Below are 18,974 nucleotides of genomic sequence, written 5' to 3'. Positions count from 1 at the left end.
CGCGATCAAATTCGGCCAGCTCGGCATCAGGAGCGTGGCGAACACGATCACGGAGAGCTCGACCTCGCTCGCCCTCACCATGCGCGAGAACGACGTGCTCGTCCTGATCTCCAACTCGGGAAAGTCGCAGAGACTCGAACGCATCGCCCACGCGGCAAAGCGCGGCGGTGCCACAGTAATCCTCATCTGCGGCAACAGTCACGCCCCGCTCGCGCGCCTCGCGGACATCGTGCTGCGCACCGTCAACTACGAGGCGCTCCTCACCACCGTGGACTTCACCTTCTCCAAGATCTCCGCCACCCTCATCATCGAGGTCATCTACAGCTTCCTGCTCTCGGTGCTGCCCGGCGCGCGCGATGCCATCAGCGGCTACGAGGAGCTTATCCAGCCCGACAAGGAGATGGAGTAAGTCGAGCGCGGTCCCTATGTCAGACTATCGATCTCCTCGAGCCAAAGGGCTGCGGAGGCGTCGCTGGGCATGCGCCAGTCGCCGCGCGGGCTCACGCTCACCGAGCCGACCTTGGGGCCGTCGGGCAGGCAGCTGCGCTTGAACTGCTGGGCGAAGAAGCGGCGGTAGAACGTCCGCAGCCAATACAGGATCGTCGCCGGCTCGTAGGCGGGCGCGGCGCCCGCCACCGGGCCGCCATCCGCGGGCGTGGCGAACGTGCGGCACGCCATGCGGTAGATCTTGCCCGGTGCGAACCCATGGCGCAGCATGTGGTAGAGGAAGAAGTCGTGCAGCTCGTAGGGACCCACCAGATCCTCGGTGCGCTGTGCGATCTCGCCGTCGCCCGTGGGCGGCAAAAGCTCCGGCGACACCGGCGTGTCGAGCACGTCGCGCAGGGTCACCGCGGTCTCGCCGCCAAAGACATCGGCCGCGTATGCCACGAGATGGCGCACAAGCGTCTTGGGCACGCCCGCGTTGACGCCGTACATGCTCATGTGGTCAGCGTTGTACGTGGCCCATCCGAGCGCGAGCTCCGAGAGGTCGCCCGTGCCGATGACGAAGCCGCCGACCTCATTGGAGAGGTCCATGAGGATTTGCGTGCGCTCACGCGCCTGGGCGTTCTCGTAGGTGACGTCGGTCACGCTCGGGTCGTGGCCGATGTCGGCGAAGTGGCGGCTCACCGCCTCACCGATGGTAATGGTGCGGAAGTCGACGCCGAGGTGCTCGGCAAGGCACTCGGCGTTGGACTTGGTGCGGCTCGTGGTGCCAAAGCCCGGCATGGACACGGCGTGGACGCCGGAGCGCGGCAGCCCCAGCGCGTCGAAGGCGCGCACCGTGACCAGCAGGGCGAGCGTCGAGTCGAGACCACCGGACAGGCCGATCACCGCATGCTTGGTGAACGTGTGCGCCAGGCGCGTCTTGAGGCCGGCCGCCTGCAGGTTGAAGATCGTCTCGCAGCGCTCGGCTCGCTCGGCCTCGCCCGCGGGCACGAACGGAGTGCGCGGCGCGATGCGCGAGGTCTCGAGCGCAGAACGCGTGATGGGGTAGGCGCGCACCGGTGACAAGCCGTCCATCTCGGCGGCCTGCTCCGGGGTCGGGCGGGTTCCATCGTCGCCGACGGCGAAGGTGCAGGACAAGACGGCCTGCCCCATCTTGGTCGCCGGGTCGAGCATGCCGCCCATGCCGCCAAAGGAGAAGCTCACCTCGCGACAAGGGGCTTCCTCACCCGCCGGGCGCGCCCACGTGTTCGAACGGCGGCGCTCGGCGACCAGCATGTCGAGGTCTACATCGGCCACGGCCATGTCGCGCGTGAACAGCTCAGTGCGGGCGAGCAGGGATCCGTTCTCGGCGATGAGGTTCTCACCCGCGAAGACGAGGTCGGTGGTGGACTCGCCCTCCCCCGCGTTGGCGTAGGCGTAGGCGCTGTACAGACGGGCGGACTGGCCGCGCACGAGGTCGTGACGGTACGCGGATTTGCCGATCACCTCGTCACTCGCACTGAGGTTCAAGATCACGGTCGCCCCGCCATCGAGCGCCATCGACGTGGAAGGCGGATTGGGAACCCAGAGGTCCTCGCAGATCTCGACCCCGATCGCCACGTCCGAACACCCCTCGTCCACGCAGCGATACACGAGCCCCGCGCCGAGGGGAACCATCCGATGGGCGATGGGACGCATCATGAAATACGGTCCCGAAGGTGCCGGTGTGAACCAGCGACCCTCGTAGAACTCTCGGTAGTTGGGCAGGTGGGTCTTGGCGGTCATGCCGAGCAGCTGGCCCGCGCAGCAGCAGGCGGCGCAGTTGTAGATGCTCTCCCCACTCGCATACGGCATGCCCACCGTGTAGAACACGGGCAGCTCGCACGTCCGCTCGAGCAGCCAAGCGAGGGCGTTCTCGCATGCGCGCAGTAAAGCGCGATCATGGAAGAGGTCAGCGCAGGTATACCCCGTGAGGCACAGCTCGGGCAATACGAGGACGCGCACGCCCTCATCGGCCGCGCGCCACACGCACGAGAGGATCGCCTCGGCGTTGGCCCTCACGTCGCCCACGCGCACCTCGGGTGTCGCCGCCGCGATGCGAAGGAACCCGTCGCCGGCGTCCGTGGTGGCCATCTCGGCGCCTGCAAGCTTCAACTCGTCCATGCGAGCCTCCTGAACTGTCCTCGGTTCATATGCGTTTCATTGTACCCGCTGTCCTCGCCGATCGCCCGTGCCAAACCCGCGCGCCGGCGTGCGCCGTCGGCCGCTAGACGCGGTTGGGGCGCCGCGGCGCAAATAGCGGGCCCGCGACCCTGGTGTACACGACCAGCCAGGCCATAGAAGCGCAAAAACCGCCTATCACGTCCGAAGCGTAGTGCACTCCCAGGTAGACGCGGGAAAACCCCACGGCAACGACCATGAGGGCAAGGACGACGCACAGCGCGGCGCGCAGACGACGATCATCGACAAAGCGCCAGGTGAGCCACATGAGGAGGCCGAAAAACGCCATGGCCGCCATCGAATGCCCCGAGGGGAAGCTGAATCCACCGATATCGACCAGCCTGAGGGAGATGTCGGGGCGCGGGCGCTGTATGGCGAACTTGAGCGCTTGGTTCAGGACGGTCGAGCACGCCAGATTGACCGCGCAGAACACCCCCACGCCCTTATGACCGCGCGCCCGGGCGCCCAGGGAAATCACGAAGATGCAGGCGATGAGTGGGACCGGGGTGACCAGGAACGAAACGACCTCCATGATGGGCGTCAACCATGCGGCGCGCACATGGTCGACCATGAGCGCGATAGCCGCTCGGTCGAGGGCCATGATCTCCCCTGCCAACACGCGGTTGAGCAAGACGAGAAACACCAGCAGGCAGAGCACCATGATCGCCGTGCGACGATTCGACATCACGAGCGAGCACAGGCGGGCACCCATGGTCCCCTCGTGCAAAGGGCCATCATCGTGCGAGGGCTCGTCGATGAGACGCGTCCGCTTTTCCTCAACCATCCTGCCTCCAGGGGGGCCACGCCCGCCGAACATGTTGTGCCGTTTCCATGGCGGCATTGTACCCGCGCAGGGCGACAATCAGCGGCCTTTCGCCAAACCCACAGCTCCCACGGGCATTTGACGAATGTCCGGACGAATCTCTATTATCGAACAAAGGTTCTGGAACACACGTTCGAAGGGAGACACATGGGAGAGCGCACCTATATCTGCATCGACCTCAAGACGTTCTACGCCTCCGTCGAATGCGCCGCCCGCGGGCTCGACCCGTTCACGCAGAATCTCGTGGTGGCCGACACCACACGAGGGCGTTCGACCATTTGCCTGGCCATCAGCCCCGCGATGAAGAAACTCGGCATCCGCAATCGCTGTCGACTCTTCGAGATCCCTCAGCACGTTGACTACGTGGCCGCCAAGCCCCGCATGCGTCACTACATGGAGATCTCGGCACGCATATACGGCATCTACCTCGAGTACGTGAGCCCACTCGACATCCATGTGTATTCCATCGACGAATGCTTCATCGACGCCACCCCCTACCTTTCACTCTACGGGCTCACCGCGCGCGAGTTCGCCGATGAGCTGCGCAGCGCGGTGCTTGCCCGTACGGGCGTCACCGCCACCGCCGGCATCGGACCCAACCTCTTCCTCGCCAAGGTCGCCCTCGACATCACCGCCAAGCACGACCCAGATGGCATCGGCATCCTCGACGAGGAGCGATTCCGGGCGGAGGTCTGGAGGCACCGCCCCATCACGGACATTTGGGGCATAGGCCCGGGCATAGCGGAGCGCCTCTCCAAGTACCGCGTGCACGACCTCATGGGCATCGCTGCGCTCGACGAGCGGATCTTGTACCGCGAATTCGGCGTGAACGCAGAGTATCTCATCGACCATGCGCACGGCGTGGAGCCGTGCACTATCGCCGAGATACAGGCGTACCGCCCGCAGGCGACCTCGATGGTGAACGGCCAGGTGCTGGCACGAAACTATAGTTATAGCGAAGGGCTCACCATCCTTCGCGAGATGGTCGACGCGTCCGTGCTCGATTTGGTGGACCGGGGCGTCGTGGCGAGCTCCATATCACTGTACGTGGGCTACGGCAGCGAGGCGCGCGAAGTCCGACGACTGGACGCGAGCGGCAGCGCATCGTACCGCGACGGCTGCGGTAACCGGCGCAGCAGCACGGCCGAGGACATCCCGCGAAGGACCTCGCGGCCGCAGCACAGCGCGGCAACGACGGGGATGGCGGCAGCGGGGACTCGCGATCTCATAACCGAGAACGAGCCGCGCGGGACCCTTATCACCGGCGAACATGGCACGCGGCGCGTGGGTGGCAAGGGCGGCTACGCGCACGCAGGCAAGCAGCGAAAGCTCGGTGAGCGCACCAACTCGCGCAAGAAGCTCATGGCCCATTTCGAATCCCTCTACGCCGAATCCGTCGACCCTCGACGGCCCATCAAACGCGTCAATATCGGTTTTGGCGACTTGCTGCCCGAGGAACTCGCGACCATCGACCTATTCACCGATGTCGAGGCCGAGGCACGCGAACGCGACCTGCAAAAGACGATCATCGACGTCAAAGGTCGCTATGGAAAGAACGCCCTGGTGAAGGGCAGGAGCTTGCGCCCGGAGGCTACGGGGCGGGAGCGCAACGACCAAGTTGGAGGACATCATGCATGACGACATGCGCCCAGACGCGGCAGGCTTGACGGCGAACGGCCGACCGCGCGCCAGCCGCGCTTCGCAGTTCATGCCCTTTGCGGCGCTCACCGGATACTATGAGCTCGCGCGGCAGCAGGAACGCATCACCGAGCCGCGCCATGAGCTCACCGACGAAGAGGCCCTGGAGCTCTCCCGTACCATCATGCAGGTGAAGAAGGGCGACCTAGTACGCGTGACCTATTACGACTGGGATGCCTACCACACGGTCTCGGGCGTGGTAGCCCATATCGATTTCGCCTATCGAAGGCTGCAGGTCGTGAAAACCGTCATAGGATTCGACGACATCCTCGCCATCAAGCGGTAACACATGGCGGCGAGGGAGCATCAACCGCATCGAGCGTGCCACAATGGGTGCATGTGTAGGCAACCGCGGAGGGGAACCGCCTGTGAGAAACCACCCCGCGTCGACAGAGGAGGAACCATGGACAACGTGAGAAGCGCAGCGTACCGCACCACGGCGGAAAGCATCATCAAGAAGCTCGCCCTGCGCAACATGATCGGCCACTACTGCGAGACCGCGTCCGACGCCGTCGAGCTCGTCCGCGCGCTCGTCGCTAACGGCGAGAGCGTCACCTGGGGAGGCAGCGTCACGTTCTCCCAAAGCGGTGTGAAAGACGCCCTCACAGCCGACGGCCACCCCATGATCGACCGTATGGCGGCCCATACGCCGGAGGAGCAGGATGAGATGTGGCGTCGGCAGGTGAGCGCGGACTGGTTCTTCATGAGCACGAACGCCATCACGCTCAATGGCGAGCTCGTCAACATCGATGGCAACGCCAACCGCCTCGCTCTGCTGCTGCACGGCCCCAAGCATGTCTGCGTCATCGCGGGCATGAACAAGGTCGTCGCCGACGTGGAGAGCGGCATCAAACGCGTCCACACCGTCGCATGCCCCCTCAACGCCGCACGTCTGCACACAAATACCCCCTGTGAGCTCACCGGCGTCTGCGCCAACTGCCATGCGGAAGGATGCATGTGCTGCCAGGAGGTCATCACGCGCCACTCGCGCCACGAAGGCCGCATCCACGTCATCCTCGTGGGAGAAGACCTCGGCTACTAGCGCATCCCGCCCCGCCACGCGACCCACCCGGTCCCTGGCGAAATGCACCAACCTCGAAAGGACCCCATGAACAACTTCACCTTCTGCTCTCCCACCAAGTTCGTATTCGGCCGTGGCGTCACCGACCACGTGGGCACCGAGCTCGCGGCGGCGGGTCACCGGCGCGCGCTCATCGTCTACGGACAGGGCTCCGTGGTGCGCACGGGAACACTCGACCGCGTAAGGGCATCACTCGACGCGGCGGGTGTCGCGCATGTCGAGCTGGGTGGGGTGCGCCCCAATCCGGAGATTGGGCTTGTGCGCAAGGGATCTGAATTGGCCAAGCACGAGGACGTCGATATCGTGCTGCCCGTGGGCGGCGGATCGGCCATGGACTGCGCCAAGGCCATCGCCGTCGGTGCCTGCTACGACGGCGACCCGTGGGACTTCTGGGCCAAAAAGGCGACGGTCGAGCACTGCCTGCCACTCGCAGCGGTGGTAACCATCCCCGCTTCCGGCTCCGAGGCGTCCAACTCCTGCGTCATCAGCAATGATGCCGAGGGCCTCAAGAGCGGATGCACCAGTGAGCTCATCCGCCCCGCCATCGCCTTTCTCGACCCGGAGCTCACCTTCACCTTGCCTCCATACCAGACGGCGGCGGGCGTCACCGACATGATCGCCCATATCATGGAGCGCTTCTTCTCGGGCGAGCCCGCGGTCGGCGTGACGGACAACATCGCCTGCGGTCTCATCCGCGCCGCGATCGATGCCGCGTGCATCGTGATGGAAGATCCCGAGAACTACGATGCCCGCGCCGAGCTCATGTGGATCGGCACACTCGCCCACAACGGCCTCGCCGGCTGCGGCCTTGGCATCCCCGGCAAGCGCGACGGCGACTGGAGCTGTCACGGACTCGAGCACGAGCTGTCCGCCGTCGATCCGGGTATCACACACGGAGCGGGTCTCGCGGTCGTCTTCCCGGCCTGGATGCGCTACGTGTGGCAGAACCACCCCGAGCGGTTCCTCACGTTCGGCGCCGAAGTCTTCGGCATCGAGCCCGTCGATCCCGAGGTCGACGACCTATCGGACATCGACGAGGAAATCACGCCCGAACGCGCCGTACACGACGCCGTTGAGGCGACCATCGACGAGCTCCAAGAGTTCTTCGTCTCCATGGGTATGCCATCCACCTTGGGCGAACTCGGCATCGAGGAGACCGACATCGATCGACTGATCCGCGGACTGCGCATCAACCGCGGCGAGAGGTTCGGAACGTTCCAGTCGCTCACTCTCGACGATGCACGCGCCATCTACAAGAGCGCCTTGTGATCTCCAATTGAGGCAGGGGGTCATCGTTTCATGAACACGAGCGTGCGGCTGAGCTCCGCTTCACGAGAGAGTTCCGGGGCAAACGTATAGCCCACGTCAAACCGTTGGAGGGCGCTCGCGTCCTCCACGGAGTTCTCGGCCATCCAGCGGACCATGCTGCCACGGGCGATTTTGCTCGCCGTCGCACGCTGAACCGGCTTGCCCGCACGCACGTCCTCGCCAAAGACAATCGTGACGTGCGACGCGCCCTCGGGAAGATGGGGCAGCACCGCTTTCGCGTACTCCACGCTCGCGAGATTCACCACCGTGACGTCTGCGCCCGCCATATCGGGGTCGCATGTCCCCTCGGGCGCGGTCGCGCCGCAGACACTCGCGGCGATGTCAGCGCCCCAATAACCGTAGAGGTCCTTCGCTCCGTCGATCGACAGCTTCGCCGCCATCTCCAGTCGATACGGCTGGACCGCGTCGAAGGGTCTCACGCATCCGTAGAGCGCGGAGAGCACCCACAGGTGAGCCTGCAGCCACTCGAGGGCTTTCGCATCGAGCACGTCGGGTGCCATGCTGCGATACTGGATGCCCACGTACGATGTGATCGCAGGGCAAACCAGACGTGCCACGGCGGCATCCCGCAGCTCGCCTCCATCCATCACGCATCTGAACTCCGCGAGGCGCTCGATGTTCTCGACGAGCAGTTTGTCGTTGACCCGCCAGAGCTCCTTGAGGCCTGCACTCCCCCGCTCATCCTCGATCGTGCGCAACGCACGGACGATTCGCGCGGTCTTCTGCGGGAACGGAGGAATCCCCCGCGGGGCGAATGCGTCGGAGTCGACGCGCATCTGTTTCGCGGGGGAGATGATGACCTGGATCATGGGGGACCTTCCAAGGAGACAGTGCGGCTGCATACCAGGTCCTCATACCCAAAATCCGCACCCGTGAGCGTTTTGGGTCAATTGGCACTCGTCTCCAATTGCGCAGCGGCTAGGCGATGTGGCCCAGGAAGTCCTTGGTCCGCTCTGATGTGGGATGGTCGAAAACCTCCTCCGGCGTGCCCTGCTCCACGATGACGCCGCCGTCCATGAAGATGACGCGATCGGCAACGTCACGGGCGAACTGCATCTCGTGGGTCACCACGATCATGGTCATGCCTTCGCGCGCCAAATCGCGCATGACACCCAGGACATCACGTACGAGCTCGGGGTCGAGAGCACTCGTGGCCTCATCGAATAGCATGACGTGCGGGTTCATCGCCAGTGCTCGAGCGATGGCAACGCGCTGCTGCTGACCACCGGAAAGCTGGGCAGGCATGAAGTCCACGCGGTCGCTGAGCCCGACTTTGGTCAGCTCCTCGACTGCGATGCGCTCCGCTTCCTCCTTACTGCGCTTGAGAACCTTCTGCTGGGCTATCATGACGTTCTTCTTGGCGGAAAGATGCGGGAACAGGTTGAACTGCTGGAATACCATGCCGAGCGTCGACCGCACCTTGTTGATATCCACGCCCTTTTTGGTGATATCCACGCCCTCGACCACGATGGAGCCCTGCGTGGGCGTCTCAAGCAGGTTCACACAGCGCAGCATCGTCGACTTACCGGAACCCGACGGCCCCAGCACCACCACGACCTCACCGCGGTGCACGTCCAGGTCGATTCCACGCAGCACGACGTTGTCGCCATATGCCTTATGCAGGCCGCGGATCCGGACCACAGGCCCCTCCGCAGAGGCGTTAGACGCACCGGATACGTCCACGGTCTTTGCGTTGTCACTCATCTCAAGCACTCCCTACAGGTTCGCGATGTGATCGGCGGGCGTGGGGACCATCGTTCCCGCGCTCTTGGCGGGCTTCTTGCCCTGTGGTCCGGCATTCGTGCCGGCGGTGGCTCCGGTGAGGCGCGCCTCAAGCATGCTCACGAGACGAGCAAGCGGCAGCGTAACCACCAAATAGAACAGAGCGGCAACCACATAAGGCGTGATGGAGCCCGTTGTGGCCACGATCGTCTTGGCGTACATCACGATCTCCATGACGCCCACGGCCGCAAGTAGCGACGTGTCTTTGTACAGCAAAATGAATTCGCTGGTGAGTGTGGGGATCACGTTCCGGAACGTCTGCGGGATGATGATCGACACCATGGTCTGGGTGGCACTCATGCCCAGCGAACGGGCCGCCTCGGACTGTCCCTTGGGGATGGACTGGATACCGGCGCGAAAGATCTCACACAGGTAGGCGGCGGAATTCATGGCCATGACGATGACGCCGAGCGTGTAGTTGTCGATATTGACACCTGCAAGCGGCAAGCCGAAGAACGCAATGTAAATCTGCAGGAACGCCGGCGTGCCACGGATGATGTTCACGTAGACGCCCGCGATGGCGCGCAGGATGCGCGACTTGGAGATACGCATGAGCGCGAACATGAAGCCAAAGGGAATGGCGAGCGGGAACGCCACCAGCACGATGGCGACGGACATCAGAAAGCCGGAGAAGATGATGGGCAGGCTGCTCACAATGAGCACCGGATTGAAGAACAGGCGCAAAAACGTGTTCGAATTCCACGCCTCGACCCATGCCTGGTCCTCGAGAAAGGCCTTGAACTGGTCGAACGGGGTCACGCCCTTGACCTCGACCGCGGGGATTCCCTCCACATCGTGCTCGGTGCCGTCGGCGAGCGTGTACGTGCCCTCGCAGAGCATCTCGCCGCCAGCGGCAGGGAACACCACGTCGTACAGCTCGACACGGAAGAACCGACCCGCGGGTGCCGCCTCGGGAAACGTCAGGACGAGCGTCTCCCCATTCGTCTCGATATCAGGCTCGATGAACTCGCGATCCATGAGGTCCTCGCCCGAGAGCATCGTCACGCGCAGATCATCGGTGGTGAACGTCGAGCCATCGGGCACGGTGAGCGAAAGACCGGCAACGGCCTCATCGGTGTCTGCCTGCACCTCCCAGGTGATACGCGTTTCCGTACCACCGAGCACGTCACTGCCGGAATCCCCGTTGGGGCGGCAGGTGAGCTTCTGGACCTCCAAGGCATGAGCGGGTCGCGGCACGGCGCATACAGCCGCCAACGCGACGAGCACGGCGCAGCACGGCAACATCGCGTGCGTGGCCCAGCGAATGACGCGGGTCAGCCCCGCATTCCCCGTCGACGCGCAATGCCGTCCGGTGTTCTCCATGGTTCTCCCCTTCCTCCGCCCACGTCACGGTGCGCTCATGGCGCTTCCGATCTAAGGGCGCTCCAGATACCAGACAAGCCCTCCCCGCACATACGGGAAGGGCTCGCGTTGATGCGGCGCGGGTGCGCTACTTGATGTTGTACTTCTCCATGAGGGCGTCGACGGTTCCATCCTCGGTGAGCTTGGCAATGGACTCGTTGATGGCATCCTTGAGCGCGGTGTTGTCCTTGTTGACGGCGATAGCATACTCCTCGCCCGTGGAGACCTGCTTGATGACCTGCTCGTTGCTGAAGGAGGTTGCGACCAGCTGAGCGGCAACGGAGCGGTTGGTCACCAGCGCGTCGGCCTGATCGGACTGGACGGCGGCGAAGCAGTCGGTGGCGTTCTTGAACGGGACGAGGGTCGCGTTGGGGAAGTTCTCCTTGGCAAAGGCCTCGGCGGTGGAGCCAGACTGGACGGCGATCTTGACACCCTCGGCGTCCAGCGCCTCAGCGTAGTTGTCGCCAGTGATGTCGGCGTTGTCCGCCATGGTCACGATGGCCTGATCGTCCATGTAGTAGGAATCGGTGAAGTCGACCTCGTCCTCACGCTCGGGCGTGGCGGTGATGGCGGCAATGCCGATGTCGTACTTCGCGCCGGAGGCGACACCGGGCACGATGGTGTCGAAGTCGACGTTCTCGATCTGGAGGTCGAGGCCGAGGTCGTCGGCGATGGCCTGGGCGAGCTCGAGGTCGAAGCCCTTATACTCGCCGTCTTCCATGTACTCGAACGGCTCGTACTCGGCGGACGTGCCGATGGTCAGCTTGCCGTCGGAAACAAGGGTGTAGCCCTCATCGGTCGCGGCGTCGGCGGCGGCGGAACCCGCTGCCGGGGCGCCAGATCCGCCACAACCGGTGAGCGCCAAGGCGCCAGTCATCGCAATCGCGACGGTCAACGCGCCAAGCTTCTTCTTCAACATGATTGCATCCCTTTCCCTCTTTTGTGCATACAAGCAGATGCTTGGTGAAGGAGTATACGCTTTACCGTATGAGAGAAACCATTACATGCAGAATATTTCTCAATTGTTACCGTTCTATGTAATCCGATGAGACAATAAGCTCAGTTTATGCATGATGCAATTGGGGACGTACCCCAAGTGCACCAAATGGCTACTCGGCGGGCGGTTCCTCCACGGGGGCGGCATCGTCGTCTGCGAGCGCCTCGACCTCGGCGCGTTTTCCGCCCAGGGCCGTCACACGACGCACCGAGCAGGCATCCCCCTCACCCTCGGAGTCCTTGACGTAGCTCAATGCAACCTCATCTCCCACGTGGTAGCGCACGATATCGACCAGGCCGGGAAGAGCAACGTCGTAGATGGAATCATCGCCCTCAAGGGTGAGATAGAAGTGCGAATTACCATCGATGACTGCTTGGGCCATGGACGCGACTCTGCCAGTGACCTCGACCTCCGCGCCAGACGCCGCCGCCTCATCCTCGGAAAGCGCACCGGAAGAGGCGAGCATCTGCAGGTAGCTCTCCTGCGTGGTTGCAACCGTGGATCCCGTCGCCACGCTCTGGTAATGCTCGACGTTGATCATGGCGTACATCTTCACCAAGCCCGCATTGTCCTTGAGCGCCATGAAGTACGTGGGCTGCCCCGCCACATTCAGCAGCAACGGATAGGTCGCCTCATATTTGAGGTTCTGGACCTGCCCCTCGGCGCTCGCCTGGGCGGAGTCCTCGGTGGCACCGGCGACGGGGTAGTAATGCGACTCACCCGTGCGCTGATTGACGAGGATGAAGCCCACGTTGGAGCTATCGGCGGTCACCGAGCTCACACCCGTGTACAGGTAGATGTCATCACCCTGCGCCAAGTAGTTGTACCCAAGCTCGCCATCGCTGCCCTGCGTAGTGCGCACCACGCCCTGCTGCCCGAGCCAGGAATTGAGCCATCCACCTCTGTAGGCACCGCTCCAATTGTACTGCTCGATGATGAGATCGCTCGGGTAAGCGCGGTCCACCCACGTGGGGCAATCCTCGATGGCATGGTCCTCGGTCTCGCCCGTGCAGGCGTTCACCAGCACCACCCGTTGTATCGTCGTGCCTTCGAACAGGCCGATGGTACGCCTCTGAACGGGAAACACCCACCAAGGTGTGCCATCCTCATCAAGCTCAAAGGACTTCTGGTCGAACATGTACGTTGGATACTTGAGTTGCACGTAGCGGTCGATATTGCGCGCGAGCGGCTCGCTCTCGGAGTAACGAATGGGTTCCTCCAGACGAACGACCTCGGCTTCCTGCGTGACCATATCGACCAAGACATACGCCGGGATGCCGTCGCCACGGTGGCTCAACCACTTGAAGAGGTCGGCATAGGTGAGCGGACTCACGCGTACCGGACGCCCCTGGTAATTGATCTGACTGTACGCGGGACTGATCTCGAACTGGCTCACGAACTCAGGGATCGATCCCATAGCGCGCGAGCCGAGCAGCTGAGCGGACGCGCGGTCGATAACGGGAACATCCGCATAGTCGACTTCCTCGATATCCTCGGCGAAATTACCCTCGGTGGTCTTGAGGACCGAGGCGAAGCGCTCGGCGTTACCCGGGATGAACGGCTCGCCCATAATCAGGCCGATGAAGAACGCCGCGACCACCGCAACTGGAATCAGGGCGAGACGGTTGAACAACGAGGAGCGGTGCTCAGAGCGCAAACCGAACACTTTGAGCCCCACGAAGCAGACGATCGAAATGAGGATGATCCAGTTCCACACACGAGGACTGTGGATATTGAGTGCGGGATGGAACCACCAATATGCGATCAGCGCCGCAATGCCAAGGACGACGAGCATGACGATGAGCGCCGTGCGACTCCACGTGGCAAGGCGTTCCATGAACGGCGGCACGGGGATATCGATGTGCGACCCCTTGGCCCTTTTCTTGCGGGCGGCCTTCTTGCGCTCGCGGGCGGACTTGGGCTCGACATGCCCACGACCGGCACCCTTCTTCCCGCCCCTGCCCGAGGCGTCCGCGCCGTCGGGCGAGGCGTCCTCCACCTCGACCTCAACATCGATGGGGTCCTCGCCGCTCGGCACCTCCACACCGGCACGCCTCAGCATGTCCAGAATCTCATCGTGGTTCATCGGGAAATCAATCCTTCCGCATACAGACAACGGTACGGATGATACCCAGTTCACCGAGGCCCCAACGCGACCCAAGCCTCCGCGAGCGATGCCCGCTGCGCGAAGGGCGGCACGCCAACCGGGGCGGGGCTCCATCCACCTACCCATGTTTCCATGAAAAAATGCCTCCCCTCGCGGGCGGAACAGCAATCAGGCAAGGGCCGGCGGCGGAGAACTTGACCTGAACCCGACTTCAAGGGATAACCTTTTGCAGACACATCACGCCGGGAACCGCGCATGCGGGACCCCGCGCGCCGTATGGCAGTCCGCACACGCAAGGAGCCGCGCATGTCCCAACGCAACGTTCAAAAGCTCGAGAAGCCCGCCGTCCAGCGCACGCTGCGCCGGTTTTGGGAAGTCACCCGCATGAAGCCGGGCGCGGCGTTCCTCGCCGTATTCACCTCCATCGCCTACGTGGCGCTGCTCATCTTCGTGAACACCTGGGTGATGGGCCTCATCGTGGACCGCGTCCAGGCCTCCCCCGTCGCGGCGGACCAGGTGTGGGAGGTCTTTGGCCCCTACATCCTGGCTCTGCTGCTCGTGAACCTCGTAGGGCAAGTCTGCTCCAAGCTGCAGGACTACGCCGTCTACAAGATGCAGATCAACGGCAACTACCACCTCGCACGCCTGTGCTTCGACACGCTCTCGAACCAATCCATGACCTTCCACACGAGCCGCTTCGGCGGGGCGCTGGTGAGCCAGACGAGCAAGTTCATGAGCGGCTACACGCAGATGGTCGATGTCGTGGTGTACTCGCTCATCCCCACCATCGCGAGCACCGCCTGCACCTTCATCGCACTCGCGCCCGCCGTGCCCGCCTATGCCGCGGCGCTCGCCGTGATGCTCGTGATATACGTGATCGTGGCCACGCGCATGTACCAGCGGATCCTGCCGCTATCCGCCGCCACCGCCAAGGCGCAGAACCGTCTCTCCGGCGTGCTCTCAGACGCGGTCACGAACATCCTCGCCGTCAAGACCTGCGGCCGCGAGGACTTCGAGAAGGAGCTTTTCGACGAGGCGGACCTCGCGGCCATGCAGGCCGAGAGCCGCTCCATGCGCGCCACCATGCAGCGCGGGTTCACCACAAGCGGCATCATCACCGTGATCATGCTCATCGTGTCCATCTTCGTGGCGGGCGGCAACGCCTGGTTCGGCATCTCGGGCGGCATGCTCGTCATGATGTTCTCCTACACCTACCAGCTGTCCATGCGCTTCAACTACATCAACTCGATGATGCAGCGCATGAACCGCGCCATCGGCGACGCGAGCGAGATGGCGCGCATCCTGGACGAGCCGCGCCTGGTGGAGGACGCGCCGGGCGCCCCGGACCTCGCGGTGCGCGAGGGTGCCATCGACTTTGAGCACCTCGGCTTCTCCTATACGGACGCCGCCGAGGGGGACCGCGTGTTCACCGACCTCAACCTGCATATCCCGGCGGGACAGCGCGTGGGCCTGGTGGGCCGCTCCGGCTCGGGCAAGACGACCCTCACCAAGCTGTTGCTGCGCCTGTCCGACGTGCAGGATGGCCACGTGTACGTGGACGGCCAGGACATCTCAGCCTGCACCCAGCAGAGCCTGCGCCGCCAGATTGCCTACGTGCCGCAGGAGGCGCTGCTGTTCCACCGTTCCATCCGCGAGAACATCGCGTACGGGCGCCCCGACGTGAGCGAGGAAGAGATCCGTCGCGCCGCCGAGCTGGCGAACGCACTGGAGTTCATCGACCGCCTGCCCGCGGGCCTCGACACCCTTGTGGGCGAACGCGGCGTGAAGCTCTCCGGCGGCCAACGCCAGCGCGTCGCCATCGCGCGCGCCATCCTCACCGACGCGCCGATCCTCGTGCTCGACGAGGCCACGAGCGCGCTTGACTCCGAGAGCGAGGCGCTCGTGCAGGACGCGCTCGAGAACCTCATGCGCGGGCGCACCTCCATCGTGGTGGCGCACCGCCTGTCCACCGTGGCGGCACTCGACCGCATCGTGGTGCTCGCCGACGGCGAGATCGTCGAGGACGGCACGCACGCCGAGCTCGCGGCGGCCGGCGGCGAGTACGCGGCCCTGTGGAACCGCCAGACCGGCGCGTTTTTGGACGGGGAATAAACCGGGCGAAGTTGTGGCGGGGCAAGCCGGGCCGAGGACGGACGTGCGAGGTCACGAGGAGGCATATCCTGCCGGAATGCAACTCACCAAGCTGCGACGAGCCCCCGCTCGAGGATGCGAGAGCTTTTTCGTACTCATTTTGGGATTAGTCAAATATACGCGATCGAAGACTGACTGCGACCTGCAGTTTTGTTAGACCAAGTTCCCACACTACTTCATCCTTTTTAAAAACGATACGAAAAACCTCAACTTCTCAGCGCAGGGCGCCTGGCGTTACCCCGCCAGCCCGCGCAGGTAGGCGATCTCGCCGGCATAGCCCGCCAGATCGTCGTGCGGGGTCTCCAGGATGAACGGCAGGTCACGCAGGACAGGGTGGGTCACGATGGCGCATAGCACGTGCTCCCCGCCACCGAGCTCGGGATTGCCCAGGTACCCCGCACCGATGACCTCGTGCCGGTCCTTGTGCGCACCGCACGGATTTTTGGAGTCGTTGATATGCACTGCCTGCAGGCGCTCGGCGCCCACCACGCGGTCGAACTCCTCCAGCACGCCATCGAGGTCGTGCACGATATCGTACCCGCCATCGGAGATGTGGCAGGTGTCCAGGCAAACGCCGATCATGTCGGCGCCCGCAAGCTCGGGGCGACGGGCCCCCACGCCCTCGATGATGCGCGCGAGCTCCTCGAAGGTGCGCCCCACCTCGGTGCCCTTGCCCGCCATGGTCTCGAGCAGCACGCACGTGCGCTGCCCCCCGAACATCACCTGACACAGCGCGTCGACGATGAGCTCAATGCCCGCGTCGACCCCCTGCCCCACGTGCGCCCCAGGATGGAAGTTGTAGAGCTGGCCCGGGAGTGCCTCCATGCGCTGCAGATCCTCGGCCATGGCCTCGAGCGCGAACTCGCGCGCACGCTCCTTGGCAGAGCACGGGTTGTACGTGTAAGGTGCATGCGCCACCAGGCGGCCGAAACCATCCTTCTCCAAGATGCGCCGCAGTCCCGCGACGTCATCGAGGTCGAGCGCCTTCACGCTGCCGCCACGCGGGTTGCGCGTGAAGAACGCGAACGTGTTCGCGCCGATGGAACGGGCGGCCTCGCCCATGGCGGTATAGCCCTTAGTGGTTGAAAGATGGCAACCTATGGTTAGCATTGGTGTCCTTTCGATATCGAGGGGTCCCCTATTATCCCTGATTGGGGTGGGCCGTATCGCATCTCCGCAATCGACGCAGCGGCGCATCGGCACGGCGGGTGGCCTGCCCCACGGCGCAGCAGCCAGTGCGTCGGCACGGCAGGCAACCAGCCCTTAGCGCAGCGGCCCGCGCGTCGGCACAGCAGGCAGCCAGCCCCTCAGTGCAGCGGCCCGAACGTCGGAACGGCAGGCAACCAGCCCCTCAGCGCAGTGGTCCGCAGGTCGGCACGGCAAGCAGTCCGCATGCCACTCGACGCAGCGGCCCGACTACTCCTCGGCGATCCGCACGCCGAGGAGTAACGCGATGTCCATCGCCTGCTCCGCACTCACTTGCGCCCCGCGCAGCTCGCGATAGTCGCTCGAGAGCACAGGGGCGCTAAACGCGCACGTCGACACATCGATGCCGCAAAGCGGCGTTCCAAACACGTCGAGCCTCGTGAGGTCGGTCTTATCCAAGCGCACGTGCTTGAGCTTCGCGCGCTGTATCGCCGCCTCACGAAGCTTGCAGTCGTGCACCGTCAGATGGTCGATGGACGCCTCGGAGAGATTAGCGTAGGAGAGGTCCGAGGCGCGCACGCTCACCTGCGCGAGCCGCGCCTGGAGGAGGCTCAACCCCAGCGCGGAGCAATCTCGCAGGTCAACGCGGTTGAGCCACGCCTTGTCCATGGTGCAGCCAATGAGGCGGCAGCCCTCGAAGCGGACGTCGCGAAACGTGCAGTCGCGAAAATCGACCTGTTCGAAAAGGCAATCGCGAAACACCATGTGCTCGAACGTCGCGTCGTCGGCGCACTCGTAGGCGAGCTCCACATCCTCGACGAGCGCACGGGAGGCGTAACCGTCACCCTCAGAGAACACCGCGATGAGCTCATCGCTTCCCATGCGCTCGGACATGGTGCCCACGGCGGCGTATCCCGATGGGGCCTGCTCCGCGCGGGCGCTCATCGCCCGCTCCCCTCGACGGAGCGCTCCGAAGCCTGCTCAAACGCACCGTCGACAACGTCCCGCTCGGGCGCGCCGTCGACAACACGCTGCCCGACCGGTGGCCAAGACGCACGGATCGCGTCGATAGTCCGCGCGATTCGCACCGTCGACGCAAGCGGCATGACCGAGCTCTCATGTGCCCCCGCACGCATCAAGCCACAAAAATGGGCGATCTCGCCATAAAAGTCGTCCACCACAGCGGGAGCCTCGACGAGCTCAGGCGACACATTGCCGCATGCGGCGGATTCACCCGCGTCCGCATCACGGATGCCCATACGCTCCCCGTCAACGTCAACGAACTTCCTCACGACGTACGACACCGGGCGATGCAGCACCGGGACCTCGATCTCGCCGCGCTCGCAGCAAATCCGGCAGACCACCTCGAACTCGTCCGCATCGCCCGCGAAATCGAAGTGCACGGGCACCCCGCCGATACGCAGGCGCGCATCATCGGCGATGTCGATGCACCCTCCCTCCGCCGCGGGCATCCACCGCGTGCGGCAGGAGTCGACCTCGACCTCTCCTGCAAGGAGGTCCTCCGCCCAGCCCACGCCATAGCAGCCCAAGTCGTATAACGTGCCACCCTGCACCGGATCGAGCAGATAGCGGCCAGTCTGATCGCCGTAGTTCACGCGATGGACGATGTCGATGGATGCGATGGCGCCGAGGTCTCCACGAGCGAGCAGCGCATCGACCTGCTCGCGCGCGGGCATGAAACGGGGCTTCATCGCCTCCATGAACAGCGATCCCGTCTCGTGGGCCACCTCCGCAACGTGCGCCGCCTCTCGCTCGCTGAGCACGGCCGGCTTCTCGCACAGCACGGCCTTGCCGGCGCGCAGGAGCCGAACCGTCCACTCCTCATGCATGC

The 18,974-nt window shown here is 64.2% G+C and carries 16 protein-coding genes; 6 read left to right on the top strand and 10 right to left on the bottom strand.

Annotated elements, in window-relative coordinates; translation table 11 throughout:
* Positions 1–409, top strand: a 409-nt coding sequence (locus tag ACT8II_RS04175) for an SIS domain-containing protein (RefSeq protein ID WP_443813048.1), incomplete at its 5' end; no start/stop codon positions are given.
* 14 nt (positions 410–423) lie between these two features.
* On the opposite strand, the gene ACT8II_RS04170 is transcribed toward ACT8II_RS04175, so the two are convergent.
* Positions 424–2,589 carry an NAD(+) synthase gene (locus ACT8II_RS04170; protein WP_118653271.1) on the bottom strand — a complete coding sequence of 722 codons (2,166 nt, stop codon included), beginning with the start codon at positions 2,587–2,589 and terminating at the stop codon, positions 424–426.
* Between the two features lie 103 nt (positions 2,590–2,692).
* The gene (locus tag ACT8II_RS04165; RefSeq protein WP_118653269.1) at positions 2,693–3,430 is read right to left on the bottom strand and encodes a phosphatase PAP2 family protein; all 738 of its coding nucleotides are present in this window, start codon (positions 3,428–3,430) and stop codon (positions 2,693–2,695) included.
* A 186-nt stretch (positions 3,431–3,616) separates the two neighbouring features.
* Between ACT8II_RS04165 and ACT8II_RS04160 the strand changes: the two genes are divergently transcribed.
* The 4 genes from ACT8II_RS04160 (at position 3,617) to ACT8II_RS04145 (ending at position 7,517) form a co-directional block, all read left to right on the top strand.
* Positions 3,617–5,107, top strand: coding sequence for a Y-family DNA polymerase (locus ACT8II_RS04160; RefSeq protein WP_118653267.1), 1,491 nt, complete (start codon positions 3,617–3,619; stop codon positions 5,105–5,107).
* Positions 5,100–5,453, top strand: a complete 354-nt coding sequence (locus ACT8II_RS04155; protein WP_118653265.1) for a YolD-like family protein — start codon at positions 5,100–5,102, stop codon at positions 5,451–5,453. The genes ACT8II_RS04160 and ACT8II_RS04155 overlap by 8 nt, the downstream gene beginning before the upstream one ends.
* 117 nt (positions 5,454–5,570) lie before the next feature.
* Positions 5,571–6,209 (top strand): lactate utilization protein, encoded by a 639-nt coding sequence (locus tag ACT8II_RS04150; RefSeq protein WP_118653263.1) that lies wholly within the window; start codon positions 5,571–5,573, stop codon positions 6,207–6,209.
* Positions 6,210–6,275: 66 nt separating this feature from the next.
* On the top strand, positions 6,276–7,517 hold the full coding sequence (locus tag ACT8II_RS04145; protein ID WP_118653261.1) for an iron-containing alcohol dehydrogenase: 1,242 nt from the start codon (positions 6,276–6,278) through the stop codon (positions 7,515–7,517).
* Positions 7,518–7,537: 20 nt separating this feature from the next.
* Here ACT8II_RS04145 and ACT8II_RS04140 read toward each other — a convergent pair whose 3' ends face one another.
* From ACT8II_RS04140 to ACT8II_RS04120, 5 genes are all read right to left on the bottom strand, one after another.
* The gene (locus ACT8II_RS04140) at positions 7,538–8,386 is read right to left on the bottom strand and encodes a YaaA family protein (protein WP_118653259.1); all 849 of its coding nucleotides are present in this window, start codon (positions 8,384–8,386) and stop codon (positions 7,538–7,540) included.
* Between the two features lie 109 nt (positions 8,387–8,495).
* The gene (locus tag ACT8II_RS04135) at positions 8,496–9,281 is read right to left on the bottom strand and encodes an amino acid ABC transporter ATP-binding protein (protein ID WP_294123287.1); all 786 of its coding nucleotides are present in this window, start codon (positions 9,279–9,281) and stop codon (positions 8,496–8,498) included.
* Positions 9,282–9,293: 12 nt separating this feature from the next.
* Entirely contained in the window at positions 9,294–10,682 is a 1,389-nt protein-coding gene (locus tag ACT8II_RS04130) for an amino acid ABC transporter permease (protein WP_294123285.1), read from the bottom strand.
* A 127-nt stretch (positions 10,683–10,809) separates the two neighbouring features.
* A complete protein-coding gene (locus tag ACT8II_RS04125) occupies positions 10,810–11,640 on the bottom strand; it encodes an ABC transporter substrate-binding protein (protein ID WP_118653255.1) in 831 nt (276 codons plus the stop codon).
* A gap of 190 nt (positions 11,641–11,830) precedes the next feature.
* On the bottom strand, positions 11,831–13,804 hold the full coding sequence (locus tag ACT8II_RS04120; RefSeq protein ID WP_118653253.1) for a Tat pathway signal sequence: 1,974 nt from the start codon (positions 13,802–13,804) through the stop codon (positions 11,831–11,833).
* Between the two features lie 327 nt (positions 13,805–14,131).
* On the opposite strand from ACT8II_RS04120, the gene ACT8II_RS04115 reads away from it, so the two are divergent.
* On the top strand, positions 14,132–15,937 hold the full coding sequence (locus tag ACT8II_RS04115) for an ABC transporter ATP-binding protein (protein ID WP_443813044.1): 1,806 nt from the start codon (positions 14,132–14,134) through the stop codon (positions 15,935–15,937).
* 273 nt (positions 15,938–16,210) lie between these two features.
* On the opposite strand, the gene ACT8II_RS04110 is transcribed toward ACT8II_RS04115, so the two are convergent.
* The 3 genes from ACT8II_RS04110 to ACT8II_RS04100 form a co-directional block, all read right to left on the bottom strand.
* Positions 16,211–17,086, bottom strand: a complete 876-nt coding sequence (locus ACT8II_RS04110; protein WP_294159005.1) for a deoxyribonuclease IV — start codon at positions 17,084–17,086, stop codon at positions 16,211–16,213.
* Between the two features lie 306 nt (positions 17,087–17,392).
* The gene (locus ACT8II_RS04105) at positions 17,393–18,067 is read right to left on the bottom strand and encodes a pentapeptide repeat-containing protein (protein WP_233546081.1); all 675 of its coding nucleotides are present in this window, start codon (positions 18,065–18,067) and stop codon (positions 17,393–17,395) included.
* A partial coding sequence (locus ACT8II_RS04100) for a Gfo/Idh/MocA family protein (RefSeq protein WP_443813042.1) occupies positions 18,064–18,974 on the bottom strand: 911 nt, incomplete at its 5' end. The genes ACT8II_RS04105 and ACT8II_RS04100, both read right to left, overlap by 4 nt.

It is taken from the genome of Collinsella sp., assembly GCF_052346665.1.
Taxonomy (GTDB): Bacteria; Actinomycetota; Coriobacteriia; order Coriobacteriales; family Coriobacteriaceae; genus Collinsella.
The sequence above is the reverse complement of the archived record's forward strand: the minus strand, read 5'-3'. Positions and strand labels throughout refer to the sequence as shown.

Bases quoted from the DNA above. Each gene is read 5' to 3' on its own strand.
- ACT8II_RS04170 (WP_118653271.1), bottom strand. From the start codon at position 2,589: ATGGACGAGTTGAAGCTTGCAGGCGCCGAGATGGCCACCACGGACGCC.
- ACT8II_RS04165 (WP_118653269.1), bottom strand. From the start codon at position 3,430: ATGGTTGAGGAAAAGCGGACGCGTCTCATCGACGAGCCCTCGCACGAT.
- ACT8II_RS04160 (WP_118653267.1), top strand. From the start codon at position 3,617: ATGGGAGAGCGCACCTATATCTGCATCGACCTCAAGACGTTCTACGCC.
- ACT8II_RS04155 (WP_118653265.1), top strand. From the start codon at position 5,100: ATGCATGACGACATGCGCCCAGACGCGGCAGGCTTGACGGCGAACGGC.
- ACT8II_RS04150 (WP_118653263.1), top strand. From the start codon at position 5,571: ATGGACAACGTGAGAAGCGCAGCGTACCGCACCACGGCGGAAAGCATC.
- ACT8II_RS04145 (WP_118653261.1), top strand. From the start codon at position 6,276: ATGAACAACTTCACCTTCTGCTCTCCCACCAAGTTCGTATTCGGCCGT.
- ACT8II_RS04140 (WP_118653259.1), bottom strand. From the start codon at position 8,386: ATGATCCAGGTCATCATCTCCCCCGCGAAACAGATGCGCGTCGACTCC.
- ACT8II_RS04135 (WP_294123287.1), bottom strand. From the start codon at position 9,281: ATGAGTGACAACGCAAAGACCGTGGACGTATCCGGTGCGTCTAACGCC.
- ACT8II_RS04130 (WP_294123285.1), bottom strand. From the start codon at position 10,682: ATGGAGAACACCGGACGGCATTGCGCGTCGACGGGGAATGCGGGGCTG.
- ACT8II_RS04125 (WP_118653255.1), bottom strand. From the start codon at position 11,640: ATGTTGAAGAAGAAGCTTGGCGCGTTGACCGTCGCGATTGCGATGACT.
- ACT8II_RS04120 (WP_118653253.1), bottom strand. From the start codon at position 13,804: ATGAACCACGATGAGATTCTGGACATGCTGAGGCGTGCCGGTGTGGAG.
- ACT8II_RS04115 (WP_443813044.1), top strand. From the start codon at position 14,132: ATGTCCCAACGCAACGTTCAAAAGCTCGAGAAGCCCGCCGTCCAGCGC.
- ACT8II_RS04110 (WP_294159005.1), bottom strand. From the start codon at position 17,086: ATGCTAACCATAGGTTGCCATCTTTCAACCACTAAGGGCTATACCGCC.
- ACT8II_RS04105 (WP_233546081.1), bottom strand. From the start codon at position 18,067: ATGAGCGCCCGCGCGGAGCAGGCCCCATCGGGATACGCCGCCGTGGGC.